21 protein-coding genes are annotated in these 25751 nt (G+C 63.1%); 10 read left to right on the top strand and 11 right to left on the bottom strand.

Translation table 11 applies throughout. The features are described 5' to 3' along the window. Positions 1–2: 2 nt before the first annotated feature. Positions 3–1046: a rod shape-determining protein gene (locus QNI87_RS03955; protein ID WP_300594267.1), complete on the bottom strand. Its 1044-nt coding sequence runs from the start codon at positions 1044–1046 to the stop codon at positions 3–5. 228 nt (positions 1047–1274) lie between these two features. On the opposite strand from QNI87_RS03955, the gene mutL reads away from it, so the two are divergent. Beyond that, positions 1275–3155: a DNA mismatch repair endonuclease MutL gene (gene mutL, locus QNI87_RS03960; protein WP_300594271.1), complete on the top strand. Its 1881-nt coding sequence runs from the start codon at positions 1275–1277 to the stop codon at positions 3153–3155. 35 nt (positions 3156–3190) lie between these two features. Continuing rightward, complete coding sequence (locus tag QNI87_RS03965; protein ID WP_300594274.1) at positions 3191–3406, top strand: hypothetical protein; 216 nt, start codon at positions 3191–3193, stop codon at positions 3404–3406. A 75-nt stretch (positions 3407–3481) separates the two neighbouring features. On the opposite strand, the gene ychF is transcribed toward QNI87_RS03965, so the two are convergent. The 7 genes from ychF to QNI87_RS04000 form a co-directional block, all read right to left on the bottom strand. Continuing rightward, entirely contained in the window at positions 3482–4582 is a 1101-nt protein-coding gene (gene ychF, locus QNI87_RS03970; protein ID WP_300594277.1) for a redox-regulated ATPase YchF, read from the bottom strand. A 4-nt stretch (positions 4583–4586) separates the two neighbouring features. Beyond that, complete coding sequence (locus tag QNI87_RS03975; protein ID WP_300594280.1) at positions 4587–4985, bottom strand: VOC family protein; 399 nt, start codon at positions 4983–4985, stop codon at positions 4587–4589. Then, complete coding sequence (locus QNI87_RS03980) at positions 4985–5977, bottom strand: SDR family oxidoreductase (protein ID WP_300594283.1); 993 nt, start codon at positions 5975–5977, stop codon at positions 4985–4987. Before QNI87_RS03980 ends, QNI87_RS03975 begins: the two co-directional genes overlap by 1 nt. Continuing rightward, positions 5974–6675, bottom strand: a complete 702-nt coding sequence (locus QNI87_RS03985) for a type II CAAX endopeptidase family protein (RefSeq protein WP_300594286.1) — start codon at positions 6673–6675, stop codon at positions 5974–5976. Before QNI87_RS03985 ends, QNI87_RS03980 begins: the two co-directional genes overlap by 4 nt. Continuing rightward, positions 6672–7238, bottom strand: coding sequence for an aminoacyl-tRNA hydrolase (gene pth / locus QNI87_RS03990; RefSeq protein WP_300594289.1), 567 nt, complete (start codon positions 7236–7238; stop codon positions 6672–6674). Before pth ends, QNI87_RS03985 begins: the two co-directional genes overlap by 4 nt. Before the next feature lie 97 nt (positions 7239–7335). Then, positions 7336–8013 carry a 50S ribosomal protein L25/general stress protein Ctc gene (locus tag QNI87_RS03995; protein WP_300594291.1) on the bottom strand — a complete coding sequence of 226 codons (678 nt, stop codon included), beginning with the start codon at positions 8011–8013 and terminating at the stop codon, positions 7336–7338. Between the two features lie 191 nt (positions 8014–8204). Continuing rightward, on the bottom strand, positions 8205–9113 hold the full coding sequence (locus QNI87_RS04000) for a TraB/GumN family protein (protein WP_300594295.1): 909 nt from the start codon (positions 9111–9113) through the stop codon (positions 8205–8207). A gap of 307 nt (positions 9114–9420) precedes the next feature. Here QNI87_RS04000 and QNI87_RS04005 point away from each other — a divergent pair, with 307 nt between their 5' ends. The 3 genes from QNI87_RS04005 (at position 9421) to ppdK (ending at position 15654) form a co-directional block, all read left to right on the top strand. Beyond that, entirely contained in the window at positions 9421–10287 is an 867-nt protein-coding gene (locus tag QNI87_RS04005; RefSeq protein ID WP_300595302.1) for a glycine--tRNA ligase subunit alpha, read from the top strand. Positions 10288–10383: 96 nt separating this feature from the next. Further along, positions 10384–12933: a glycine--tRNA ligase subunit beta gene (gene glyS, locus QNI87_RS04010; RefSeq protein WP_300594298.1), complete on the top strand. Its 2550-nt coding sequence runs from the start codon at positions 10384–10386 to the stop codon at positions 12931–12933. Positions 12934–12984: 51 nt separating this feature from the next. Next, positions 12985–15654 carry a pyruvate, phosphate dikinase gene (gene ppdK, locus QNI87_RS04015; RefSeq protein WP_300594301.1) on the top strand — a complete coding sequence of 890 codons (2670 nt, stop codon included), beginning with the start codon at positions 12985–12987 and terminating at the stop codon, positions 15652–15654. Here the strand turns inward: ppdK and QNI87_RS04020 are convergent. Next, positions 15651–16397: a methyltransferase gene (locus QNI87_RS04020; protein WP_300594304.1), complete on the bottom strand. Its 747-nt coding sequence runs from the start codon at positions 16395–16397 to the stop codon at positions 15651–15653. The two genes, ppdK and QNI87_RS04020, sit on opposite strands and share 4 nt — an antisense overlap. Positions 16398–16448: 51 nt before the next feature. Between QNI87_RS04020 and QNI87_RS04025 the strand changes: the two genes are divergently transcribed. The 4 genes from QNI87_RS04025 (at position 16449) to QNI87_RS04040 (ending at position 20376) form a co-directional block, all read left to right on the top strand. After that, a complete protein-coding gene (locus QNI87_RS04025) occupies positions 16449–17126 on the top strand; it encodes a ComF family protein (RefSeq protein ID WP_300594307.1) in 678 nt (225 codons plus the stop codon). Positions 17127–17592: 466 nt separating this feature from the next. After that, positions 17593–18003, top strand: coding sequence for a phosphoribosyl-AMP cyclohydrolase (gene hisI, locus QNI87_RS04030; RefSeq protein ID WP_300594310.1), 411 nt, complete (start codon positions 17593–17595; stop codon positions 18001–18003). Positions 18004–18048: 45 nt separating this feature from the next. Then, complete coding sequence (locus tag QNI87_RS04035) at positions 18049–18510, top strand: MerR family DNA-binding transcriptional regulator (RefSeq protein WP_300594313.1); 462 nt, start codon at positions 18049–18051, stop codon at positions 18508–18510. 60 nt (positions 18511–18570) lie between these two features. Further along, the gene (locus QNI87_RS04040; RefSeq protein WP_300594316.1) at positions 18571–20376 is read left to right on the top strand and encodes an acyl-CoA dehydrogenase C-terminal domain-containing protein; all 1806 of its coding nucleotides are present in this window, start codon (positions 18571–18573) and stop codon (positions 20374–20376) included. A gap of 68 nt (positions 20377–20444) precedes the next feature. Here the strand turns inward: QNI87_RS04040 and QNI87_RS04045 are convergent, their stop codons facing one another. Continuing rightward, positions 20445–21440, bottom strand: coding sequence for an FAD-dependent oxidoreductase (locus QNI87_RS04045; protein ID WP_300594319.1), 996 nt, complete (start codon positions 21438–21440; stop codon positions 20445–20447). A gap of 512 nt (positions 21441–21952) precedes the next feature. On the opposite strand from QNI87_RS04045, the gene QNI87_RS04050 reads away from it, so the two are divergent. After that, the gene (locus QNI87_RS04050) at positions 21953–24220 is read left to right on the top strand and encodes a penicillin acylase family protein (RefSeq protein WP_300594322.1); all 2268 of its coding nucleotides are present in this window, start codon (positions 21953–21955) and stop codon (positions 24218–24220) included. A 163-nt stretch (positions 24221–24383) separates the two neighbouring features. Here QNI87_RS04050 and QNI87_RS04055 read toward each other — a convergent pair whose 3' ends face one another. Continuing rightward, complete coding sequence (locus QNI87_RS04055) at positions 24384–25742, bottom strand: OmpA family protein (protein WP_300594325.1); 1359 nt, start codon at positions 25740–25742, stop codon at positions 24384–24386. Positions 25743–25751: the final 9 nt, after the last annotated feature.

Genomic DNA, 25751 nt, shown 5'->3' on the forward strand with positions numbered 1-25751 from the left:
ACTTAAGCCGTCATCAAAACTCCGCGGTAGACCGGATCTTCCATGGCCCGGCCCGTGCCGACCGCCACGCATGTAAGCGGATCTTCCGCAATGGATACCGGCAGCCCGGTCTCCTCCCGAAGGTGCTCATCAAGACGGCGGATGAGCGCGCCGCCACCGGTAAGCACTATACCCTGATCGACGATGTCGGCGGCCAACTCAGGAGCTGTGTTCTCGAGCGCAATCCGCACGCCCTCGACGATCGCGCCGATCGGTTCGGAAAGCGCTTCGGCAACATGCGCCTGATTGATCGTGATTTCCTTTGGCACCCCGTTGACCAGATCGCGACCCTTGAGCGTGATGCTCTCACCCGCGCCGTCTTCCGGCACAACAGCGATGCCGTAATCCTTCTTGATCCGTTCCGCGGTGCTGTCACCGATCAAGAGGTTGTGATGTCGGCGCACGTAAGAGACGATCGCTTCGTCCATCTTGTCGCCGCCGGTCCGCACCGAAGTGGTGTAGGCAAGGCCGCGCAGCGAAAGCACCGCGACCTCCGTGGTGCCGCCGCCGATATCGACAACCATGCTGCCGACCGGCTCGGTCACGGGCATGTCTGCGCCGATCGCGGCCGCCATCGGCTCCAGGATCAGGTGCACTTCCGAAGCGCCCGCGTTCGAAGCCGCGTCGCGAATGGCGCGCTTTTCGACCGAGGTCGAGCCCGAAGGCACGCAGATCACGATCTCGGGATAACGGAACAGATTGCGCTTGCCGTGCACCTTGCGAATGAAGTGCTTGATCATCTCCTCGGCGATTTCGATGTCGGCGATCACCCCGTCGCGAAGCGGGCGGATGGCTTCGATCGTATCGGGTGTCTTGCCCATCATCATCTTCGCATCATCGCCCACGGCCTTGACGCGCTTGATCCCGTTGATGGTCTCGATCGCGACCACGCTGGGTTCGTTGAGGATAATGCCCTGATCCTGAACGTAAACCAGCGTGTTGGCGGTGCCCAGATCAATGGCCATGTTCTGCGAACCGAATTTGAAAAGATTGGCAAAGAAGCTCATGATTTTTATTCTGTTCCGTGATGCGCCTGGGGTGGCTCAAAGATTGATGGGCCCCGCTCAACAATCCGGTAATTAAGACGCTGTGCGCGATGACCCGACCGGCCGATGTCCCATGCCATGGACGCCTAGCGAAACCTTGCCAAAAAGGCCAAAAATTTTGTTAATTGATTTGGTAATTATACACGGTGGCCCTCGAAATTGCGGTCGCTGACAGGTAGCTTGCGACAAATGCCCTTTCCGCCGCCCCAGAAGCCTTCGCGCATTCGCCGATTACCGGACGATCTTGTCAACCGTATCGCGGCGGGCGAGGTCGTTGAGCGCCCTGCGGCGGCGCTAAAGGAACTCGTCGAGAACGCCATCGATGCCGGTGCGTCGCGAATCGCGGTCGAACTAACCGAGGGCGGATTGAGCCGCTTGCAGGTAACCGATGACGGTTGCGGGATGAGCGCTGAGGATATCGAGCTGGCGTTGGAGCGCCACGCAACCTCCAAACTTCCCGATGAAGCGATTGAGCTTGTCTCGACCCTGGGTTTTCGGGGCGAAGCTTTGCCGTCTATCGCCAGTGTTGCGCGCCTCACCATTGAAAGCCGCGTGCAGGGCGCGGCTGACGGGTGGCGCGTCGTGGTCGATCATGGCCAACGGATCGAGGCCGGGCCCGCTGCGGTGCCGGTCGGCACCCGCGTGCGGGTCGAGGAGCTGTTCGCCAAGGTCCCGGCCCGGCGCAAATTCCTGCGCACCGCGCGCAGCGAATACATCGCGTGCATGGATGTCGTGCGCCGGCTTGCGATGGCGCGGCCCGATATCGCCTTTGCGCTGGAGAACGGAGCCGAGGGGAAGACGCGCAAAGCGCTCAGTACGCAGAGCGATGAAGATCTCGCCACCCGTGTCGCGCAGATTGTCGCGCGCGAACTCAAGGATAACGCGGTCGCGATCGACTTTGAGCGCGATGGGCCAAGCGGGGCGATCCGGCTGACGGGGCTGGCCGGGCTGCCAACCTATAATCGCGGGGTCGCGGATCATCAGTATCTGTTCGTCAACGGGCGCCCGGTGAAGGACAAGCTTCTGACCGGAGCGGTGCGCGGGGCCTATTCGGATATGCTGGCGCGCGATCGACACGCGGTCTTGGCGCTGTTTCTCGAAATCCCTCCTCAAGATGTCGATGTGAATGTCCATCCGGCCAAGACCGAGGTGCGTTTTCGCGACGCTTCGGGGGTGCGCGGCTTTATCGTGTCGGGCCTCAGGCAAGCGCTCGCGACCGGTGATCGGCGCAGCGTACAAGGCCCGGACCGCGCCGCGATGGAGCGTTGGCAGGCGGAGCCCACTTCTTCTCCCTTCCCCGCGGGGGGAAGGCCGGGGATGGGGGGGCTGCCCTATCCTTCGGAGCGCTCTGCACCTATCCCCAACCCCTTCCCTCAAGGGAAGGAACTCATGTTGCACGACGATCGGACAGAGTTTGCCAGCTTGCAGGGTCGAGCCGAGGAGGCTGCACCCATTCCCGCTGACGCCGCAGACTACCCGCTCGGTATAGCGCGCGGCCAGGTCGCCAACACCTATATCATCGCCGAGAGCGCCGACGGTCTGATCCTCGTCGACCAGCACGCCGCGCATGAACGGCTTGTGCTCGAGCGATTGAAGCGTGCGGGCGCGGACGCCGCCGCCAAGCGCTCGCAGGCTCTACTTGTGCCCGATGTGGTCGAGCTTGACGAAGCCGATTGCGACCGGCTCGAAGCGGCAGCCGATGGCCTCGCGCGGTATGGACTGGCGGTTGAGCGTTTCGGTCCCGGTGCCATGCTGGTGCGCGCGGTTCCCGCTGCCATCGCGAAGGCCGACACGACAAAGCTTCTGACCGATCTGGCGGACGACATCGCGAAGCACGGCACCGAAGACGAAAGCGGGTCGCTTCTGCTGGCCGAGAAGCTCGAATACACACTCGCCACCATGGCGTGCCACGGGTCGGTCAGGGCAGGGCGGGTGCTCTCGGTCGCCGAGATGAACGCGCTGCTGCGCGAGATGGAAGCCACCCCGCGCTCTGGCCAGTGCAACCATGGCCGCCCGACCTGGGTGAAGCTCTCGATGGACGATGTCGAGAAGCTGTTCGGAAGACATTGAGCGACGGGCAGAGCGCTCATCGAAGGAGACAGACAATGCGCGTAATTTGGGCTTCGCTGGCAGTCCTGGGATTGGCCGCGTGCGGCAGTGAGTCGGATAACAGCGGCTTCATCGACCCCGCCGACTACGAGGAAAGCCGGGCGGAAGACAAAAGCCATGACCACGATCATGATGGGGACGGCGTCCAGGATCACGACCATGACGACCACGACCACGACCACGATCACGAGGATCACGACCATCGGCGCTAGCATCCAGGTGAAGGGCGATCGGAGCCACGCCCGTTGGTTCCATCGCCCGCTTTGCCCTCGGCAGGATCGACCGGCTCAGACGTTGAATTTGAACAGCATCACATCGCCGTCCTGAACAAGGTAATCCTTGCCTTCCTGGCGCAGCTTTCCCGCCTCGCGCGCCGGGCCTTCGCCGCCGAGCGTCACGTAGTCCTCGTAAGCGATGGTTTCGGCGCGGATGAAGCCACGTTCGAAATCGGTGTGGATCTCTCCGGCTGCCTGCGGGGCCTTGGCTCCAGCGGGGAAAGTCCAGGCGCGCGATTCCTTGGGGCCGGCGGTGAAGAAGGTCTGCAGGCCCAGCAGCCTGTATCCCGCGCGGATCACGCGGGCGAGGCCGCTTTCGTTGAGGCCGAGCTCAGCGAGGTATTCCGCGCGGTCCTCCGGCGGCATCGCGACCAGTTCGGCCTCGATCGCGGCGGAGACAACCACCGCTTGCGCGCCCTCGGCCTCGGCCTTGGCAAAGACAGCCTGGGATAGCGCGTTGCCCTCAGCCGCCTCCTCTTCGGCAACGTTACAGACATAAAGCACCGGTTTGGCCGTCAGAAGCTGGGCCTGACGCAGCGCCTTGGCCTCTTCCTCGTCCTTGGGCTCGGTCAGCCGCGCGGGCTTTCCCTCGCGCAGCAGGCCGAGAGCCTGCCCCAGCACGCTGGCGAGAATCTTTGCCTCCTTGTCGCCCGCCGTCGCACGCTTTTCCGCATTGGAGACCCGCTTTTCCAGGCTTTCAAGGTCGGCCAGCATCAACTCGGTCTCGACAATTTCGGCGTCGGCTATCGGATCGACCTTGTTGGAGACGTGCTGGATGTCGTCGTCCTCGAAACAGCGCAGGACGTGGACGATGGCGTCGACCTCGCGAATGTTGCCCAGGAACTGGTTGCCCAGACCCTCACCAGCGCTTGCGCCTTTGACGAGCCCTGCAATGTCGACGAAGCTGAGCTGGGTGGCGATGACCTTGGCGCTCTTGGCGATAGCGGCGATTTTATCCAAGCGCTCATCGGGCACGGCAACCTGGCCCACATTCGGCTCGATTGTGCAGAAAGGGTAGTTTGCGGCCTGCGCAGCCTGCGTCTCGGTCAGCGCGTTGAACAAGGTGGACTTGCCGACATTCGGCAGGCCCACAATACCGCATTTAAAACCCATCGAACTATTCCCTGGCGTCGTGTGTGCGAGCCCCGTCAACGCGCCAAGGAGGGAACCGCCGGTTTTCGCCGCCCCAGAACAGGCAGATTTCGTTACCGGCCGGATCTTGCAGGCGCGCCTCGCGCCAGCCCCAGCTCTGATCGACGGGATCACAAGTGAATGTCAGGCCCGCCCCTTTGAGCGCCTCGACCGTTTCGTCAAGCGTCTCGGTCTCAAAATAGACGACCGTCGTGGACGACGAGACCTCGTTCACCTCATGCACCGAAAACGTTTCGCCTGTCGCGGTTTCGAAGCGGGCATAGCGCGGCGGCGCGTCAACAATCAGCCGCAGTCCCAGCGCTTGATAGAAGGCAACAGAAGCGGCGTAGTCGAGGCAGCCGACCGTAACCTGATTGAGCCGCATTACGCGTTATGCACCGCCTTGATCCAGGGGCCATAGGGCGACGCGCCCAGCCAGTCGGTCTGCACTTTCGCGGCGAGTTCGTTAAGCGGCAGTTGTGGCTTGTTTCCGGGATGCACCGCGCGGCGCAGCGGGCGGGTGCCAGCGGGCATGGCGATCACGTCAGCCATCGCGCGCGGTACGTCCATCGGATCGGTCGTCCCGCCGCCGGTACGCTGACCAAGCTGCGCGATCAGCTGCGTGTAGCCGCTCGTGTGCCTTTCATCCGCGCGTTCCAGCAGGCGCTGGGTGTTCTCATTGGCGTTCTTCCAGATTTCGGTCGGGTAGCCGCCGGGCTGGATGACGGTCACGTCGATGCCATGTGGAACGAGTTCGTAAGCCATGGCCTCGCTCATCGCCTCAAGCGCGAACTTCGTCGGCGAATATTGGCCATAGGCGGGCACGATCACCTTCCCGAGCTGAGACGAGACGTTGATGATCAGTCCGCTCTTGGCCTCGCGCATCGCCGGAAGCGCCGCGCGCGCCATTCGCTGGGGGCCAAAAACGTTGGTTTCGAACATGTGGCGCGTTGCGTCCATGTCCTGAATCTCGACCGGTCCGCCGTAGGAAATGCCGGCGTTGTTGATCAGGACATCGAGTTTTCCGCCCGCGGCTAGGACCGCCTGTTTCACCCCGTCCTCGACTTGTTTGTCGGAGGTCACATCGATTTCGAGCACCTGAAGGTCGAGCTTTTCATTGAGCGCAAGAATGCGCAGCTCTTCGGCCTCTTTGCGCGGCATGCGGCGCATCGAAGCAAAAACCTTCGCGCCCTGACGGGCAAAATCCTCCGCGGCGAGGCGGCCAAACCCGCTTGAGCAGCCGGTGATAAGGATACTCTTGCCCGAAAGGTTCGGGTTCGCCTTGATCTTGTCGCTTTGCGCCATCGACGCGGTTGCGGCGAGCACGCCGGTGGCAGCGGCTCCGGCCAGAAGCGTGCGGCGATTGATCTGGGTCACGGTGACTCTCCCTTGGTGTCTTCTCTAATCTCCAGCGTCTCACGCGGGGCGTGCGCAGGCAAGTGCGTTGGCGATTTGTCTTCTTCGAACACGCCCAGTTTATGCAAGGCTTCTTGCAGCGCCCAAAGCGCGTAAATGTCGTAGACCGCGTGCCCGATCATGACGGTGAGCAGACTGCCGGTGCGCCAATAGACCAGGCCAAACAGGCATCCGATCACGAAGATCAACGCGCTGTTGAGCGGCTTTGCAAAGTGGATGGCCGCAAACAGCGCTGATGCGAGGGTAAGGGCCACCGGCATGGGGAGCCAGTCTCCAAGGACGGTTTGAAGCCCGCCGCGAAACAGAGCCTCCTCGCCAATGCCAGCGCATAAAGAGATGAACACTATCGCGCCGATCGAGATACGGTGTCGCAGGAAGCCGTAATTGCGCGCTTGTGTGCGGATTAGCCATTCGGCGTATCGCGGGAACGCCTTGGCCAGGACGACGCTGATAGCGATCAGGACCGCTGCCAGGACCAGGCCGCTGAGCGCTTCCGCACCGCTGAGCGTCACAAAGTCGAGGCGCTTTCGGTCCGCAAGCACCCACAGGGCCAGACCGATTGCAGTGAAGGAAAGCGCTTGCAGGCCGATATAGCCCAGCGCTTTGGGCACCGACATATCCGCAAAAGGATCAGGCCTTTCGTGGTCCTGCGTGCTCATTGCATTCTCAACGCGACATCGTTCATGAAACGCACGCCATCACCACAGGCCAGCCACTGCGCTTCGGCCGCCATCGCCCCGATCATGTCCGCGAGAAGATCGATCTCCGCCTTGGCGTAATTGCCCAGGACATACCCGCTCACGCGGTCCTTGTGCCCGGGATGCCCGATGCCAACGCGCACGCGGCGGAAATCACTGCCAAGGTGCCTGTCGATCGAACGCAGGCCGTTATGTCCGGCGGTTCCGCCGCCTTGTTTCACCTTGACCTTGAAAGGGGCAAGGTCGAGTTCGTCATGGAACACGGTGAGATCGCTCAGATCGAGTTTGTAAAACCGCATCGCCTCGCCCACGCTGCGCCCGCTTTCGTTCATGAATGTGGCCGGTTTAAGCAGCAGGATTTTCTCGGTCCCGATCCGCCCTTCGCGCACCGATCCGGCGAACTTTTTCTGTTCCGGCCCGAAGCCATGGACTTCGGCGATCGCGTCCACGACCATGAACCCGACATTATGCCGGTTAAGCGCATACTTCGCGCCCGGATTTCCAAGGCCTACCCAAATCTGCATGCGCTCGCCCTTAAGGCGGCTGTGGCCAAAAGAAAACGCCGGACTGGTCTCCCAGCCCGGCGCCTTGGTGATAGCGGTTGAAATGCCCGCAGGCCGCTTACTCGCTGCCTTCTTCCGATTGCTCGTCGTCGCCTTTCTGAGCGGTGGCTTCGACCTCGTCGGCAGCAACCTCGGTATCCTCGGCCTCTTCCTCTTCGCTCTTCTTGAGCGCGGATGGAGCCACGAGGGTAGCGATGGTGAAGTCGCGATCCGTGATCGCGCTGGTGCTGCCTTGCGGAAGCGTTACTTCGCTGATGTGGATCGAATCGCCCACTTCCTTGCCCTCGACCGAAATCTCGATTTCGCCGGGGATTTTGTCCGCTTCACAAACCAGCTCAAGTTCGTGGCGCACAACGTTGAGCACGCCGCCCTTTTTGAGGCCGGGCGAGGCTTCTTCATTGGTGAAGACAACCGGAATGGAGACATCGACCTTGGCGTCCTTCGACAAGCGCAGGAAATCCGCGTGGGTCGGACGGTCGGTGACGGGATGGAGCGCAACGTCCTTGGGCAGGGTGCGCTCGGTCTTGCCGTCAACTTCGATCTGGACAATCGAGTTCATGAAGTGACCGGTCATCAACTGCTTGACCAGTTCCTTCTCCTCAACGTGGATCGGTGTGGGTTCTTCCTTGCCGCCGTAGATGACAGCGGGGATCCGACCTTCGCGGCGAAGTGCTCGGGAGGCTCCCTTGCCAGCCCGTTCGCGGCGTTCGGCCGGCAGTGTAAGCGAATCGCTCATGGACAATGCCTTTCGAATGCATGGTTACATGTGTTCTCCGCGCTCCGCCTCCAGGGATGACCAGAGCGCCGAAGTGCGGCCCGTTAGAGCGAATGCGCGACCAAAGCAAGCCGTTTGCGCGGATCGATCGGGGCGTGGTCCGACCCGATTGGTACGCGCAAGGGACCTGTCGCACGCGCTTGAGGCGGGTTCTAACGCACCCTTTGCACTTCGATCTCGCGCTTGGCGAGTTGGTCCTGAACGCTCTTGTTCCCGGCGAGGTGGCCCGCTCCGACCGCGACAAACACGGTGCCTGGCGCGTCGAGCCTGGTCACGATCCATTCGGCCCAGTTCGCGTTGCGGTCGTAGAGCAAGGCTTCGGCGATCTCCGGATCGTCCAGCCCTTCGTTCATGAGCTCGGCAAGCGCGTCCGCGTCGCCTTCGACCCATTCAGCGATCATTGCGTCGAGCGTTTCCTTGGCCTCGTCCATCCCCTCGACCGCCTCCATCAGAAACGCGACCTGCTTATCCTGCGGGAGGGTGTCGAAGATGTTGAGCTGAAATTCAGCGGTTTCAAGCGCGTCTTGAGGCTTGTCGCCCGCTTTGCGCAACAGCACCTTTTCGACGCCGGTATCCGGCGAAATGCCCTCTTTCATGAGAGGCAGCATCGTGAGCGTGAGGCCTGCCATCCATGGTTCGAAGCGATCGAACGCGACCGGCGGCAGGCTGAGTTCGGCGAGCGCGCTTTCATACGCTGCGGTCTGCTCCGGGTTGAGCAGCGAGCGCAGTGTGGTGCCTTGCGGCAGGACCGATTTCTCCATCGCCGCCTGCTGCATCTCGCGCTCGCTTGCGCTGTCCATCCGGATTTCGGTCACCAGCGTGTCCGATGCCGCAAGCGCAGCCGCGATCTCTTCATCGTACCATTCGATATCGGCGGGAAGGGCGTGCACGGTCCCGAACAGATAGATCGTGGTGTCTTCGTCAGCGACCTTCCAAAGCGCCGGACCATTGCTCTGGGCCTCGGCCTTGGGGGAGTCCTCCTGCGCCTCAGCCAGAGCGGGGGGAGAGGCCAGCAGGGCCAGGGCGAGGGCTGTCGCGGTGCAAACGGTGGAGAATTTCATTGATGGCGATCCTTTCCTTGTGAAGGGAGATAAACAAGAAATTCGATGCGGCAAGCGGCTTTGACTGGCGGGTCGTTATTTGAGCCCGCACGCCTTGCGCACGATGAGCTCGTCCACAGCTGCGCTAAATCACAAAGCGCGGCTGAGAACGGCGACGGGCGATGCAGCACTAAGCCGCCCCATTGACCGCGATGGGGCCATGCGCCATGGGCCACGCGCCATGAACGCCTCTGTTTCTGACGACGCAAACCCTGCCGCTCTTTCCAGCGGCGCGGCGGGACGCGATCCACGCTCCTCCTTTCAGGACATGATCCTGACGCTGCACGATTTCTGGAGCGCAAATGGCTGCGTGATCCTCCAGCCTTACGATATGCGTATGGGGGCGGGCACCTTTCACACCGCAACGACCCTGCGCGCGCTTGGTCCCGAGCCGTGGAACGCCGCCTTTGTGCAACCCTGCCGCAGGCCCACCGATGGGCGATATGGCGAGAATCCCAATCGCTTGCAGCACTATTATCAGTATCAGGTGATCCTCAAACCCAGCCCGGCGGACATTCAGGACCTTTATCTGAGCAGCTTGCGCGCAATCGGGATCGATCCGCTCAAGCATGATATCCGTTTCGTGGAAGACGACTGGGAAAGCCCGACGCTGGGCGCGTGGGGGCTGGGCTGGGAGGTCTGGTGCGACGGAATGGAAGTCACCCAGTTTACCTATTTCCAGCAGATGGGCGGCTTTGACTGCAAGCCGGTTGCGGGCGAATTGACCTACGGCCTTGAACGTCTCGCCATGTACATTCAGGGCGTCGACAACGTCTACGATCTCGATTTCAACGGTCAGGGCGTGAGCTACGGCAACGTCTTCCTCGAAAACGAAAAGCAGATGTCCAAGTGGAACTTCGAAGTCGCTGACACCGATGGGCTCTTCGACCTGTTCAACAAGGCTGAAGCCGAATGCCGCAACGCTCTGAATGGGGGCGTGCCCATTGCGGCCTACGAACAGGCGATCGAGGCGAGCCACGTTTTCAACCTGTTGCAGGCGCGCGGCGTGATCAGCGTGCAGGAGCGCGCGAGCTATATGGGCCGGGTGCGCGATCTGGCGCGCTCGTCCTGCGAAGCCTACGCGCAGAAGATGGCGCCCGACTGGGAAGCGAAGTTTCCGGGGTGGTCGTTGTGAACTTGGTCGGAGTTTTGTGCGCTCCTGCGGACGCAGGAGCCCAGTACGCTTCTGGACTCCTGCATTCGCAGGAGATCAACTGCGGGGGTATGGGGCGTGGCTGACTTCCTGCTCGAACTGCTTGGCGAAGAGATTCCGGCGCGCATGCAGAAGGGCGCGCGGGCCGAGTTGGAAAGGCTCCTTCGCCGGGAACTTGACGCCGCTGGCGTTGGCGCGGACACGATCACCGTCTGGTCCACGCCGCGCCGTCTCGCGCTGATTGCGCGCGGCCTTCCGCTTGAGACCGAGGCGGTGCGTGAGGAGGCCAAGGGGCCTCCGGTGGGCGCGCCCGATCAGGCGGTGGACGGGTTTTGCCGCAAGAACGGCGTGACGCGCGATCAGCTTGAGGAGCGCCAGGTCAAGGGACGCGCGACCTATTTCGCGGTCATCGAGAGGCCGGGTCAGGCCGTCAGCGATCTGCTCGCCGCCGCGATCCCCGCAATCATTCGCGATTTCTCCTGGCCCAAATCGATGCGCTGGGGCGAGGCCTCGATCAGCACAGAGAGCCTTAAATGGGTGCGCCCGCTCACCGGGATTGTCGCGCTGCTTGATGGCGAGCTTGTCCCCGTTGTCATGGAAGGCATTGCCAGCGGTCGCGAGACCATGGGGCACCGGTTCCATTCCAGCGGGCCAGTGACGATCAGGGACGCAGACGATTACGCCAACGCGCTGGAGGCCGCGCATGTGATCGTCGACCATGAAAAGCGCGAGGGCCTGATACGCGACGGCGCGCGCCGCGCGGCGCAAGCGGCGGGGCTGACGCTGGTCGAGGATGAAGGCTTGGTGGTCGAGAACGCCGGGCTGACCGAATGGCCGGTACCCTTGCTGGGGCGCTTCGACGAAGAATTCCTCGAAGTTCCGCCCGAAGTCATCCAGCTCACCGCGCGGGTCAACCAGAAGTATTTCGTGTGTACGCGAGCCCCCGCGAAGGCGGGGGCCTCAGGCGATGGCGCGCAACCTAAAGAGGTCCCCGCCTTCGCGGGGACTCACACGTTGGCCAACGCGTTCATCTGCACCGCCAACATCGTCGCGAGCGATCCGGCCGTCGTGGTCGATGGCAACCGCAAGGTGCTGGCTGCGAGGCTCGCGGATGCGCGCTTCTTCTGGGAGCTGGATCAGAAGACTTCGCTTGAGGAACACGCCAAAAAGCTTGAGCGCATCACCTTCCACGAAAAGCTGGGCACCGTCGCGGACAAGGTCGAGCGCGTGGCGAAGCTCGCGCGCTGGCTTTGCGAAGAGGGGATTGTTGGCCCAGAGCGAGTCCCAGCGAAGGCTGGGACCTCCATCGACGAAGCGCAAGATGCGGGGAGGTCCCAGCCTTCGCTGGGACTCACGCGTGAAGAACTCGCCGACCTCGCCGAACAGGCCGCGCGTCTGTGCAAGGCGGACCTGGTTACCGAGATGGTTGGCGAGTTTCCGGAGCTGCAAGGACTGATGGGCGGGTACTACGCTGAGAAAGAGGGCCTGCCGCAAGAGGTGTCCGACGCCATCCGCGACCATTATAAGCCCGTGGGGCAGGGCGATGAGGTGCCGACCGCGCCGGTTACGGTGGCGGTGTCACTGGCGGATAAGTTGGATAGCCTCTTTGCATTCTTCGCAATAAGCGAAAGACCGTCCGGCTCTAAGGACCCATTCGCTTTGCGGCGGTCTGCCCTTTCAGCGCTTCGGCTAATTGTCGAGAACAACCTCAGATTTTCGTTCATTGAGTCGATGATGTTTGGAATACCCCCCATTGGGGGATCCATCGCCCGCGCAATAAGCAAGACCCAAGTCACCGAAATTGAGAGCTTTTTTGCTTCAGAAGCAATTCGGCTGACGGATGCAGAGCTTACATTTCCAAAAGGCAGCTTAGACTGGGAGGGGAACGAATTCCTGGCAGACCTTAAGGCTTCGGTTTTAGCATCTCCTCAGCTCCTGGCTGATTTCATGACCGACCGCCTCAAAGTCCAACAACGCGAAGCAGGCGTACGCCACGACCTCATCGACGCTGTGTTCGCGCTGGGCGGGGAGGATGATCTTGTCCGGCTGCTCGCCCGCGTGAAGGCGCTGCAGAGCTTTATCGAGACCGACAACGGCGCCAACCTCCTCGCCGGCTACAAGCGCGCGGCGAATATCCTCAAGAAAGAGGGTTATGATACTCCCCTCCCCGTTGGGGAGGGATCGGGGGTGGGGGGTGCCGCGCCGGCTAGGTCGAACACCCATCCCCAACCCCTTCCCTTGAGGGAAGGGGCATCTGACGATCCCTTAGAGCAAACCGGCGAAGAAGACCCGCTTGCGCTCGCGGGCAAGCCCGACTTCGATGATGCGCTGCGCGCTGCACAGTCCCCACCCGGAACCGGTCTTTCCTACACGCCCGAACCGAGCGAAAAGGCGCTGATCGACGCGCTTGACGCCGCCGAGCCCAAGGCCGCCGCCGCTATCGAAGCCGAAGACTTCGAAGGCGCGATGGCGGCGCTGGCAAGCCTGCGCGAGCCGATCGACCGGTTCTTTGACAATGTGATCGTGAACGCCCCGGAAGCGGACAAACGCAACGCGCGCCTTGCGCTGCTCGCGCGGTTCCGCAATGCGGTGCATCGGGTTGCCGATTTCAGCCGGATCGAAGGGTGAGGCTTTCTTGCCCAAGACCGTGTTCCATGTGTTCCATCCTGTAGGACTTCAATGATGCAAACGGTCTACACCTTCGGCGGAGACGCCCCGCACGATGACCCACGCCAGGGCGACAAGAGGGTCACGGGCGGGAAGGGTGCAAACCTCGCCGAAATGGCGAGTATCGGCCTGCCCGTGCCGCCGGGCTTCACGATCACGACCGAGGAATGCGTGCGCTACCTTCAGGAAGGCGAGGCGTTTCGCGAGGACCTGCGCGCTGAGGTTATGGCGGCGCTGGCGCATATCGAAGGCGCGGTGGGCAAGCGCTTTGGCGATGCCGGTGATCCGCTCTTGGTCTCGGTCCGCTCGGGCGCGCGGGTCTCGATGCCGGGCATGATGGACACCGTGCTCAACCTTGGCCTCAACGATGCAACGGTCGAAGGGCTGGCGGCCACCAGCGGCGACGATCGCTTCGCCTGGGACAGCTATCGCCGCTTCGTCCAGATGTACTCCGATGTGGTGCTGGGCCTCGATCACGGCCTGTTCGAAGAAGCGCTGGAAATCGCCAAGGAGGATAACGGCTACTACGCCGACACCGAGCTTTCCGCCGACGACTGGCGCGCGCTGGTCACTGAGTTCAAGGGGATCGTCGAGACCGAGCAGGGCAAGCCGTTTCCGCAGGATGTCAACGAGCAGCTGTGGGGCGCGATTGCGGCGGTGTTCGACAGCTGGGATTCGGACCGCGCCAAGGTCTATCGCCGCCTCAACGACATCCCCGCCGATTGGGGCACAGCGGTGAACGTGCAGGCGATGGTGTTCGGCAATATGGGCGAGACGAGCGCCACCGGCGTTGCCTTCACCCGCGATCCGGCGACGGGCAACCGCGCCTATTTCGGCGAATACCTCATCAACGCACAAGGCGAGGACGTGGTCGCAGGGATACGCACCCCGCAATATTTGACCAAGGCCGCGCGCGAGGCAGCAGGCGCCAAGCCGCTGTCGATGGAAGAGACGCTACCGGAGGCTTACGGTGAGCTGGCTCGCGTCTTCGACCTGCTCGAGGCGCACTACCGCGATATGCAGGACATCGAATTCACGGTGGAACGCGGCAAGCTGTGGATGCTCCAGACCCGCTCGGGCAAGCGCACGGCCAAGGCCGCGCTCAAGATGGCGGTCGATATGGTCGGCGAAGCGCTGATCACGCGCGAAGAGGCCGTCGCGCGGATCGATCCGATGGCGCTGGATCAGCTGCTCCACCCGACGCTCGATCCCGAGGCCGAGCGCACTGTTCTCACAGCGGGGCTTCCGGCATCGCCCGGCGCGGCTGCGGGCAAGATCGTGCTCGACGCCGACACGGCCGAGCAATGGGCCAATCGCGGCGAAAAGGTGATCCTGGTGCGGGTCGAGACCTCGCCCGAAGACATCCATGGAATGCACGCCGCGCAAGGCATCCTCACCGCGCGCGGCGGCATGACCAGCCACGCAGCAGTCGTGGCGCGCGGGATGGGGCGTCCGTGCGTCTCAGGCGCCAGCGCGGTCTCGATCGACCGCCAGACGAGGACGCTGCGGATCGGCGCGCAGGAGTTGAAAGAGGGCGACGAGATCACGCTCGACGGCGCGAACGGCCAGGTGATGCTCGGTATCGTGCCGACCGTGGAGCCAGAGCTGGCGGGCGATTTCGGCACGCTGATGGATTGGGCCGATGAAAGCCGCCGGATGCGTGTGCGCACCAACGCAGAGACGCCGGCGGACTGCAAGATGGCGCGCCAGTTCGGGGCTGAGGGCATCGGGCTTTGCCGCTCCGAGCACATGTTCTTCGACGCCTCGCGCATCAGCGCCGTGCGCCAGATGATCCTCGCTGAAGACGAGGCGGGTCGGCGCAAGGCGCTCGACCAGCTCCTGCCCGAACAGCGAAGCGATTTCACCGCGATCTTCGAAGTGATGACGGGCCTGCCGTGCACGATCCGCCTGCTCGATCCTCCGCTGCACGAATTCCTGCCCCATGGCGATGCGGAGTTTGCCGAACTGTCGGATGCGACCGGCTTGGGTGTCGATCATCTCAAACGCCGGGCGGGCGAACTGCATGAATTCAATCCGATGCTGGGCCATCGGGGATGCCGCCTCGGGATCACCTTCCCGGAAATCTACGAAATGCAGGCGCGAGCGATCTTCGAAGCGGCGTGCGCGGTGCAGAAGGAAAGCGGCGAAGCGCCTCTGCCGGAGATCATGATCCCGCTGGTCGCCACGCAAAAGGAGCTCGCCATCCTGCGCGCTCTGGTCGACCGGGTGGCGCAAGAGGTGTTCGCCGAACAGGGCGCGAGCGTTGCGTATCTGGTCGGTACGATGATCGAGCTTCCCCGCGCGGCTCTGATGGCCGGGGAGATCGCCGAGGAGGGCGAGTTCTTCAGTTTTGGCACCAACGACCTCACGCAGACAACTCTGGGCGTGAGCCGCGATGATTCGGCCAAGTTCCTCGCGCCCTATGTCGACAAGGGCATCTTCGCGCGCGACCCCTTCGTCAGCATTGACGTCGATGGCGTTGGCCAGCTTGTCGAGATGGCGGCGGAAAGCGGGCGCACCACGCGGCCCGCCATCAAGCTCGGCATTTGCGGGGAACACGGCGGTGACCCGGCGAGTATCGCGTTTTGCGAGCGAGTGGGGCTCGACTACGTCAGCGCCTCGCCGTACCGCGTCCCGATCGCGCGCCTGGCCGCTGCGCAGGCGGCTTTGGCGAAAGGCTAGGTTCCGCCGAGCGAGCGGCGCCCCGTGAGCGTGAGGATCTCGAACGTCTCGGTGACTTTCCCGTCCTCGTCCGCGCCCCTTAGAAACGCGGCGCGCGCGCGGTGGAGCGCGGCGCGGTTCAGCGGAGGCGCCTGATCCGCCAGCGCGCTGCCCAATCCCTGATCGCGCAGATCGTGCACCAGGCGGTCGAGCGAAGAATACCGCACCTTGAGCGCGTGCGTGTCGACCACCGGATCCTTCCAGCCTGCTCGCTGCAATAGGCCAGGGGCAGCGCGCGGATCGACCAAGGGATGCATGCGGGCTGCCGGGCGATCGGGCTCGGCCGCCATCATGGCGGCGCGCAGGCGCGGGAGGCTTGCCCCGCCGATGAAGCTCACGATCGCAAGCCCGCCGGGCACAAGCGCAGCCCGAATATGGATCAGCGCGCCGGGCAGGTCGTTTACCGCGTCGAACTGCCCAAGGGCGCCTATGAAGTCGTAGCCGCTCTCGGGGTAGGGCGCTTCGGGTTCGACGCAGACCGCCCGCGCTTTGAGGCGCTCGGCAAGCCAGGGTTGCACGGCCCCGGTCAGGAGCGCGCGCTCGGGTTTGTGACGCACAAAGCCGAGGCGCTCGATCACGTCTTCAGCCATCTCCTGCCACACGAAGCGCGCACGGTCCCCGCGCCCTTCGCGCTGCACCGCCCGGTCGAGACGGCGATCCCGGCGCAGGGGATTGAAAATCGTGGGGACGCTTGGGGTCGTCATCGCCCCCGCGCTCTGGCGCGCTTGCGTGTCGAGCGCAAGGCGTGCGACATAGTGAGGGTGAACATTGTGTCCGACATCAAGGCAGGCCTTCGTCCTATCGTGGACCTGATCTATCCGCCGCGCTGCCCCGTGTGCGGCGTGGCGATCGCCGCGCAGGGCGGCTTGTGCGTTGATTGTTGGAGCAAACTTGAGGCGTCACATGCCCTATCGTGCGATGAGGACAATGCGATCAGCGCGCCTTGGATCTACAACGACACATCACGCCAACTGGTGCTGAACCTAAAGCATGGCGGGAAGATCGCGCTCGCGAAGCTTATGGCCCAAATGATGGCGACGCGGTTGCCGAATGCCGACCCAGAAAATCCGCCTCTTCTTGTGCCTGTGCCCCTGCATCGGCTTCGTCTGTTGGAGCGCGGCTACAATCAGGCTGCATTGTTAGCCGGCGAGCTGGCGAAGGCGGGAAAGGGCGAGGCGTGCCTTGATGCGCTCAGCCGACGCAAGCGGACACCCAGCTTGGGGGGATTGGACAAGAAGCAGCGCCGGGAAACGCTGAAGGGAGCGATCGAGGTCGCCGGTTCGATGCAAGCGGTGGTGACGGAGCGCGATGTGATCCTTGTTGATGACGTTTACACCAGCGGCGCGACCAGTTCGGCGTGCATCGAGGCCCTGCGCGATTGCCAGGTGCGCAGCGTCAAGACCGTGTGTTTCGCAGAAGTCGAGAACACGTGAACGGTTTCGGCCGCTTCCGCCGAAAGCAGCTTCGCCCCACCGACCTTGAAAGCGAAACGCCCGAGGCCGTAAAGACCCCGGGCGCCACGTGACGAAACGATTTTGATCCGCTCTCGAGAGCTCAGATGGCGACCCCCTAACTTCGCCATCAGGATCTAATCCCTCATCGTTCGATCCACCAGTCCAACACCCCGCTGTTGGCTTGCGGCAGATCACCCCCTGAACCTAAATGCGAACCCGCATCTTTGTTCGGAAGGACAAGCTTGCGAAAAGCTCGTGAAGCTTATGTTCCATTCTGATTACCGATCGGGAAGCCCCTTATGATGCTCGAACCGATTTTCGGGGGCATCTGTTGTGAAGATGCAACAAACCTTGGCCGCATAGGCTAGCTATCTTGTTTCCTTCCGACAGGCTAAGTCACAGCGCCGCCCGCGAAGGAGATTGCGGCGATTCCGGGGAGTAGGTGATGAAATCCGCTGACAATTTGACCCAGCAAGAGCACGAACACGGAACGGTCTTCGCCCCGAAGTTCGGTCCCGACGGGTTGGTGTCGGGTGTCGTGCTGGATTCAGAATCGGGCGAGGTCCTCGTCGTCGCGTTCATGAACGCCGATTCCATCGAGGCGACCCGCAAGAGTGGCAATGTCACTTTCTGGTCGCGATCGCGCCAAAGACTCTGGATGAAAGGTGAAACGAGTGGAAACGTGCTGAGGGTTGAACGCATTCTGGTCGATTGCGATCAGGACGCGCTTGTCATCTATGCGACACCCGTCGGGCCAACCTGCCACACGGGCGCGCGGTCGTGTTTCTATCGTGAGTTGGACCTTGATGCCGATGATGCGCTTGCCCTGAAGCCGTTGGACGCCAACTCTCCTTAAGGTCAAGACTTGACGCTCACGTAAAGGGAAGGTAGACATCCGCGCATGGCTACCGCAACCGCTGACCCAAAGGCCACAGAGGCCGAGACCGACCAGCGCCACAACGGCGCGCACATCGACACGCCGGACAAGCTGGAACGAGAGCAATTCTCGATTTCCGACTTGACCTCGGAATTCGGATGCACGGCGCGTGCCCTTCGTTTCTACGAGGATGAGGGGTTGATCGCGCCTGCGCGCGTTGGCCTCACTCGCGTTTACTCAAAGCGCGACCGGGCGCGGCTTGCCTGGATCATGCGCGCCAAGAATGTCGGCTTCAGCCTCACTGAAATCCGTGAGATGATCGATCTTTACGATCTGGACGACGGTCGTGTCGAACAGCGCCGTGTCACGGTGGAAAAATGCCGCGCGCATATCGCGAAACTCAAGGCGCAGCGCGCTGATATCGATAGCTCCATCAAGGAACTGACCGAGTTTGTCGCCGAGATCGAGAAGCTCGAGCTCGGCTGACACACGCAGCTCAGGACCCACCAAACAAGCAAACAACGCACACTATAAAGGGATCAAGTGATGCCAACTTACACCGCCCCGACACGCGACACGCGCTTCGTCATCAACGAAATGCTCGATCTTGCCAGCTACGGCAACCTGCCGGGCTTTGAGAATGCGACGCCCGACATGATCGAGGCGATCGTCAACGAAGCGGGCAAGTTCGCCTCCGAAGTGCTCGCTCCGATCAACCAGATCGGCGACGAGCAGGGCTGCACGCGCCATGAAGACGGGTCGGTGACAACTCCAGACGGGTTCAAGGAAGCCTATCAAGCCTATGTCGAGGGCGGTTGGGGCACGCTTGCCAAGCCGGAAGAGTATGGCGGTCAGGGCCTGCCGCACGTGCTTGGCTTCATGGTGGAAGAGTTCACCGCCACCGCCAACCAGGCGTTCGGCATGTATCCCGGGCTGACCAGCGGCGCCGCGGCTGCGCTTGAGGCGGCGGGCAGCGAAGAACAAAAGGCCATGTATCTGCCCAAGATGATCTCGGGCGAATGGTCGGGCACCATGAACCTGACCGAACCGCACTGCGGCACCGATCTCGGCATGATCCGTACCAAGGCCGAGCCTCAAGGCGACGGGTCGTATTCGATCACCGGCACCAAGATCTTCATCTCGGCCGGCGAACACGACCTTACCAGCAACATCATCCATCTCGTTCTGGCAAAGACGCCGGGCGCGCCCGACAGCGCAAAGGGCATTTCGCTGTTCATCGTTCCCAAGTTCATCCTCGACGAGAACGGCGAACCCGGAGAGCGCAACGGCGTCTCGTGCGGGTCGATCGAGAAGAAGATGGGCATTCACGGCAACGCGACCTGCGTTCTCAACTATGACGGCGCCAAAGGCTGGCTGGTCGGCGAGGAGAACAAGGGTCTTGCCGCCATGTTCGTGATGATGAACGCGGCGCGCCTTGGCGTGGGTATCCAGGGGCTGGCACAGGCCGAAGTCGCCTATCAAAATGCGGTGACTTACGCGCTCGATCGTCGACAGGGACGCGCGCTCACCGGCCCGGCTGAGCCCGAAGCCAAGGCCGATCCGATCTTCGTCCACCCCGACGTGCGGCGTATGCTGATGGACGCGAAGGTCTTCAACGAAGGCATGCGCGCGCTGTGCCTGTGGGGCGCGCTTCAGGTGGACCTGACCCATAAGGCCCAGACCGATGAAGAGCGCCAGCTTGCCGATGACCTGATCGGTCTCATGACCCCGGTCATCAAGGGTTACGGCACCGACAAGGGCTACGACATCGCGAACAACATGCAACAGGTCTATGGCGGGCACGGCTACGTGAAGGAATGGGGCATGGAACAGTTCGTGCGCGATAGCCGCATCGCCATGATCTATGAGGGCACTAACGGCGTGCAGGCGATGGACCTGTGCGGTCGCAAACTGGCCAGCAAGGGTGGCCGCGCGGTGCAGGCCTTCTTCGCCGCTGTCGAAGAGGAAATCGCTTCGACCAAGGCCGTCGATGGTCTCGCAGAGATTGCCGAGAAGATGGAAAAGGCGCTGGGCGAGCAGAAGGCGGCGACCATGTGGTTCATGCAGAATGCCATGGCGAACCCGAACCACCTGGGCGCAGGCGCGCACCACTACATGCACATCATGGGCATCGTGACGCTGGGCTTCATGTGGCTCAAGCAAGCGCAGGTGGCGAAAGCCGCTCTTGAACGCAATCCCGACGACGCCGCCTTCTATCAAGCCAAGCTGACCTCGGCGGCGTATTACGCGGAGCGCTTCCTGCCCGACGCGGGCGCGCTGCGCCGCAAGCTTGAGGCCGGCAGCGAGAACATGATGAAGCTGCCCGAAGAGGCGTTTGCCACCGCAGCCTGATCAGATAGGGGCCTGATCACACAGTTTCGTCACGCAATGGGGGCTCGGTCTGGCAGGGCTGAGCCCCCTTATTCGTAGGCGCGGCGGACGGTCGCCAGAGCCCGATCGGTCTCGGCTGCGTCCACGCTTTCGCTTGCGTTCGCGTAGCCAAAGTCATCGTTGGGACCGGTGTATTGGATGATGACGCCGTCCCGCCGCGAGATCGCGCTGACGCCGTCATAGAAAAACCCGTAGCGAGCCCGCGGTTGCGGCACGAGCCAATTGATCTGGCCCCTCACGGGAACGAGGGTTTCATCGCCCCAGAGCGACTTTGCGCCATAGCCCATGCAATTGAGGATCACGGGCTCGGGCAGGGCCAGAGCCTCGCTGCGTTCGGCGAAGGCCCGGCGGACCATCCTCCCGCCGCGCCGCTCGAATTGGCGCGCCAATCGGTCGAAATAGCCCGTCACGTTGAAGATCATCGACTGGCCCTTCCGGCGCGCCTTGCCCGGAAACGGGTCACGCTCGGGATCGGTGTCGGTCCAGGGCGGGTTGAGGTTGCGCAGCCCTCGACCAAGCTCAAGGAAATCCCGGCTTGCCGGCGTGCGCTCCATCACGCCGCCGCGAAGGTAGTATTGGGTCTGATACTCGATAGGCGCATCGTCCAGCCCGACCATCTGAAGGTGCCTCGCGTGCGAATAGCGCGTCCACTCTTCCCAGCGCTGCGCAAATCCCGGCGGCACCTCGCTCGCAAGGCCGATCCGGCTGCTCGGGGACCAAACGCCGGTCGCGCGGGCTGAGCGCGTTTCGGCGGGAAAATCCTCGGCGTAAATCGTCACGCGCGCGCCGCTTTCCAGAAGACGAAGCGCGGTGGTCAGGCCGATCACGCCCGCGCCCAGTACCGCGAATTCGCTGTGCCCCTGCGATCGCGCCAGCGCCGCTGCTTGCGCCGCGCAGCCCCAGCTCAAAGACCAGCCCGATCCGCCGTGGCCATAATTGTGCACCACCGTCTTCTCGCCAAACCGCTCGATCTCGAGGCGCGGTCCCGCAGGACGGAAGGGGCGCGTGCAAACGGTAACCTTCATAAGGTGTTCGCGATCCGCCCGAAACGGCTCGCGACGCGGGGCCTGGGGAGGGGGAGGGGGAGAGGGCGCTGGGCCGGTTGCACGCATCGTCGGCGCGCAGGACGCGGCGAGCGCGGCGGCTCCACCCGCCAGGAAAACACGTCGGTTCGACTGCATACCCTCTCGATCCGTTCGCATCGCCTTACCCCCATGGAACGGAAAGCGCGAGTTCATTGCCGACCTGCCTGCCTCAATCCCGAACCGGATCACCTCCGGCGACTTTGCCCGAGTCGCGGCGAGTTAGTTGATGAAGTACATCCGAGGAAGGGGGTATGAACGCGCTTTCGCGCCAAAAGGCACGGCGAATCGGTGTAAAAGACCCCGCGGCGAAGCTAACAAGCCGCGTACAAGTAGGAAAACCGTCCGCTCACGCCTGCGCTTGTCTTCGCTCGAACGCTCTTTTAGCGTTGCGGCCCAGGCAACACGACACAAGTCAGACGACACAGACGAGACGGACCGAGGGGAGAGACACGATGCGCCATTGGGCTTTGGGCCTTGCGGCACTTGCGGCGAGCGCCGCTGGCACCGCCGCCACCGCGCAGACCACCTACGAAGCGACGATCACCCGCACCACCTATGGGATCCCGCATATCAGCGCGGACACGTGGCAAGGGGTGGGGTACGGCGTGGGCTACGCCTACGCGCAGGACAATATCTGCATGCTGGCCGAAGAGTTCGTGACCGTCGGCGGCGAACGCTCGCTGTATTTCGGGCCGGAGGGCAAGACCGTTCTGGGTTTCAGCCAAACCGACAACGTGACCTCCGACCTGTTCTTTCGCAGTCAGTTCGACATTGCGCAGCTGCGCGCAAACATGGTGGCGCATCAGCATCTTGAAACGATCCAGGTGTTGGCCGGTTACGTCGCGGGATACAATCGCTATCTGCGCGACACACCGCGCGAAGACCTGCCCGAGGCGTGCCGGGACAAGGCGTGGGTGCGGCCAATCACCATCGACGATGCGCTGCGGCTGACGGAAAAGCAGATGCTTCTGGCCAGTTCGCTCGCGCTGGCGCCCGGCATTGCCGGCGCGGCGCCTCCGGGGGAGACGAGCACGGCTGTCGATTTCACGCTGCCCGACCCGGACGAGCCGAGGCTTGGCAGCAACGGTTGGGCGTTCGGGGGCGAGGCCACCGCCAACGCTCGCGGGCTGCTGATCGGCAACCCGCATTTCCCCTGGGAAGGGCCCTCGCGTTTCTGGCAGATGCATGTGCGCGGCCCCGATGGCTACGATGTGATGGGCGTCGGGATCGCCGGAACACCGCTTCCCACCCTGGGCTTCAACAAGGATGTGGCCTGGACCCACACCGTTACCGCCGCGCGCCACTTCACCGTTTACGCCCTCACGCTGTCGCCCGACGATCCCACGGTTTACATGGTCGATGGTGAGCCGGTGAAGATGGAGGCGCGCGAAGTCACGGTCCCCATGCCCGAAGGGACTGATCCGGTGGTCCGCACCTTCTATTCCACACGGTTCGGGCGCATTGCGACGGTCCCGGGAACGCCGTTCCAGTGGTCGAACGGCACCGCCTTCGCCATTCGCGACGCCAATACGGGCAATCAGCGGGCGCTCGAAGCGTGGCTTGGCATTGGCCGCGCGGCATCGGTGGCCGAGATCGAGACCGCGATCAGCGAGACTTTGGGGATTCCCTGGGTCAACACGATTGCCGCAGATCGAGAGGGCAACGCCCTGCACGCCGACATCACCGCGGTTCCCAACGTGACCAAATCGCTGGTCGAGCTGTGCGCAACGCCGTTCACCGCTCTGGTTGCGGACCGGGTGACTTTGCTCGATGGCACGCGTTCCGAATGCGACTGGAAGACGCGCGAGACGACCGCGCCCTTTCCCGGTCTGTTGCCCGCAAACCAGCAGGCCTCGCGCACGAGGGCCGATTATGTAACCAATTCCAACGACAGCTACTGGATCAGCAACGCATCACGCCGTTACGAGGAGCTCGCGCCGATCCTTGGCCCGCACTCCAACCCGTTGAGCCTGCGCACGCGTTCCAATTTCAAGGAGACCGAAGCGTTTCTGGCGCAGGGCAAGATGGACCACGCGCGCGCCAAGGCGCTGACCTTCGGAAACAAGAGCCTGGCTGCCGAGATGGTGGTCGAACCGCTGATTGGCTTGTGCGAGAATGCTCAGGGTCTCGACAAGGCGTGCGCGGCGCTTTCGGGTTGGGACCGTCTGTTCGAAAACGACAGCAAGGGCGCGTATCTGTTCGTCAAATTCTGGAACAAGATCCGCGGCCGCAACGACCTGTGGAGCGTCCCTTTCGATGCGGACAAACCGCTGACCACGCCTCGCACCCTCGTGACCGAGGGCGAGGCTGCCGAGGCGATGCTCACGGCGCTGGGCGAAGCGGCGGCAGAGATCGAAGCGGAGGGCCTTGCTCTTGATGCGGTATGGGGCGAGGTTCAGACCCGCGCCGATGGGCAGGAGAGGATCGCGATCCACGGCGGACCCGGAACGCTGGGCGTCCTCAACTTCCAGCGCAGCCGCGTGGTCGAGGGCGGTCTCACGCCCGTGCACGGCTCCAGCTACATCCAGATCGTCGGCTTTGACGAGGACGGCCCGGTGGCGGACGCGATCCTGAGCTATTCGCAATCGACCAATCCAGCCTCGCCTCACTACTCTGATCAGACGCGCAACTACTCGGCCAAACAATGGCACCGCCTGCCATTCAGCGACGCCGAGATCGAGGCAGCGCAGATCGGGGAGAGGCTGACGCTGAGCGAGTGAGCGCTGGGTTCGTCGGTCTCGGGCAGATCACCGCTCATCGCAGCGCCTTGTCAAAGAAAGCCATCATCGCCTGACAGCTGTGATGGTCGGCGCAGGCGTCGTGGGCGGGGTTAGGGGAGCCATCGAAGGCGCGCGGATTGACGAAGCCGTGTTGGACCAGCGCTCAGCACATCGGCTCGACTTCCACTCGGCGGTTGGACGCCTTGCCGGCTGACGTTTCGTTATCGGCGATGGGTTCCGCTTCGCCTTTGCCGACGGGCGTCAGTTTCGCAGCCGTCGCCCCCTTGTCGATCAGCCAGGTCACAACTGCCGAAGCCCGGCGCGAGGACAGGGCGAGATTGTATTCATCGGATGCATCGGAATCGGTGTGCCCCTCGATCGTCACCGCGCTGTCCGGGCGCGCGACCAGAGCGTCCAGAATCTGTTGAAGCGCGGGGATGGCGTCCTCGCGGATGGCGTCGGAATCGACATCGAAATTGATCCCGTAGACAACCGCCACCCGGCATTGATCGATGGCTTGCCCCACCGGATTGGGTGGCGGCTCCTCGCCCGGCGTGCACGGCGTGGGCGCGCCGCCCGGTTCGCCAATGGTTCGGGTGAAAGACCGGCCGATCAGCGCCCCGGAAAACTGGTCTTCGGAATTGATCACCGCCACGCGCGGGATCGTGTCGCTGTCGATCACGTATTTCAGCAGGCCGTTCTCGATACCGCCCGAGACCGTGTAGTTCGAGCCACCCGAGATGCCGCATCCCGTCACCAGGGCGCCATCCTGTATCAGCTCCATCCGGTTGCCCTCAGGCCCGCCGCCTCCACCGCCGGTCAACCAGCGGCCTGTGAAGCGGTCCTTTTCGGGCGTGATGGGATCCTGAACGCCATAGCCGAAAAGCTCGGTGAAAGCCGTCCCGCGATAATCCTCCGGGTCGGGGACCTGGCGCCCTTCCAGCGTCACGCGAACCCATCGCACGGGCGTTTTCTGGCTGGCGGGAAAACGCTGGCTCTCTTTGTATGTGTCAGCCGCAATATCAAACCGCGCGAGCGTTTCGAAATCGCCTTCGGGCGACGTCGCGGACCCTTCGAGGGTGACGGTCGCGATATGCGCGTCCTTGCAGCACCCGAACCGCGACTGCGGCGGAACGCCGAACGCAGCGAAGGTCGTCATGGCGGGCAATTCGATGAGCAGCGCGATCGGCTCTTCGGGCCCGGTGGGGCTGCGCGTCACATTGACGTAACCCAGCCTTCCATCGAGCACAGCCGTGGCGGCAGTGCCTTGCGCGTCCTCGTCAAACCGAATGGGGAAGGCGCCCGCGCCGTAGGTGAGAAAATCAATGGGCTCGCCCTCGGCGTCGAGCGCTATTGCGTCTGACGCGCCTGCGCTCTGCGATCCAGTCGCCAAGGGCGATCCTGCGCCAGCGCGCCCGCTATCCGAAGCAGTGATGTCCGATGTGGCGCTGATCTCCTCTCCGCAGGCCGCCAGAGCCAGCGCGCTGAAAACCAACGCCAATCCCGAATGAAGCCGTCGCATGTCCGTTCC

This window comes from Erythrobacter sp. (assembly GCF_030066995.1).
GTDB lineage: Bacteria > Pseudomonadota > Alphaproteobacteria > Sphingomonadales > Sphingomonadaceae > Erythrobacter.

What these genes read in the sequence shown, in the direction of transcription:
- QNI87_RS04045 (WP_300594319.1), bottom strand. Translation starts at nt 21,440, where the DNA reads ATGAAGGTTACCGTTTGCACGCGCCCCTTCCGTCCTGCGGGACCGCGC.
- QNI87_RS04020 (WP_300594304.1), bottom strand. Translation starts at nt 16,397, where the DNA reads ATGACGACCCCAAGCGTCCCCACGATTTTCAATCCCCTGCGCCGGGAT.
- ychF (WP_300594277.1), bottom strand. Translation starts at nt 4,582, where the DNA reads ATGGGTTTTAAATGCGGTATTGTGGGCCTGCCGAATGTCGGCAAGTCC.
- QNI87_RS04055 (WP_300594325.1), bottom strand. Translation starts at nt 25,742, where the DNA reads ATGCGACGGCTTCATTCGGGATTGGCGTTGGTTTTCAGCGCGCTGGCT.
- ppdK (WP_300594301.1), top strand. Translation starts at nt 12,985, where the DNA reads ATGATGCAAACGGTCTACACCTTCGGCGGAGACGCCCCGCACGATGAC.
- QNI87_RS04005 (WP_300595302.1), top strand. Translation starts at nt 9,421, where the DNA reads ATGATCCTGACGCTGCACGATTTCTGGAGCGCAAATGGCTGCGTGATC.
- QNI87_RS04050 (WP_300594322.1), top strand. Translation starts at nt 21,953, where the DNA reads ATGCGCCATTGGGCTTTGGGCCTTGCGGCACTTGCGGCGAGCGCCGCT.
- QNI87_RS03985 (WP_300594286.1), bottom strand. Translation starts at nt 6,675, where the DNA reads ATGAGCACGCAGGACCACGAAAGGCCTGATCCTTTTGCGGATATGTCG.
- QNI87_RS03955 (WP_300594267.1), bottom strand. Translation starts at nt 1,046, where the DNA reads ATGAGCTTCTTTGCCAATCTTTTCAAATTCGGTTCGCAGAACATGGCC.
- QNI87_RS03975 (WP_300594280.1), bottom strand. Translation starts at nt 4,985, where the DNA reads ATGCGGCTCAATCAGGTTACGGTCGGCTGCCTCGACTACGCCGCTTCT.
- QNI87_RS03965 (WP_300594274.1), top strand. Translation starts at nt 3,191, where the DNA reads ATGCGCGTAATTTGGGCTTCGCTGGCAGTCCTGGGATTGGCCGCGTGC.
- QNI87_RS04000 (WP_300594295.1), bottom strand. Translation starts at nt 9,113, where the DNA reads ATGAAATTCTCCACCGTTTGCACCGCGACAGCCCTCGCCCTGGCCCTG.
- hisI (WP_300594310.1), top strand. Translation starts at nt 17,593, where the DNA reads ATGAAATCCGCTGACAATTTGACCCAGCAAGAGCACGAACACGGAACG.
- mutL (WP_300594271.1), top strand. Translation starts at nt 1,275, where the DNA reads ATGCCCTTTCCGCCGCCCCAGAAGCCTTCGCGCATTCGCCGATTACCG.
- QNI87_RS04035 (WP_300594313.1), top strand. Translation starts at nt 18,049, where the DNA reads ATGGCTACCGCAACCGCTGACCCAAAGGCCACAGAGGCCGAGACCGAC.
- QNI87_RS04040 (WP_300594316.1), top strand. Translation starts at nt 18,571, where the DNA reads ATGCCAACTTACACCGCCCCGACACGCGACACGCGCTTCGTCATCAAC.
- pth (WP_300594289.1), bottom strand. Translation starts at nt 7,238, where the DNA reads ATGCAGATTTGGGTAGGCCTTGGAAATCCGGGCGCGAAGTATGCGCTT.
- QNI87_RS03995 (WP_300594291.1), bottom strand. Translation starts at nt 8,013, where the DNA reads ATGAGCGATTCGCTTACACTGCCGGCCGAACGCCGCGAACGGGCTGGC.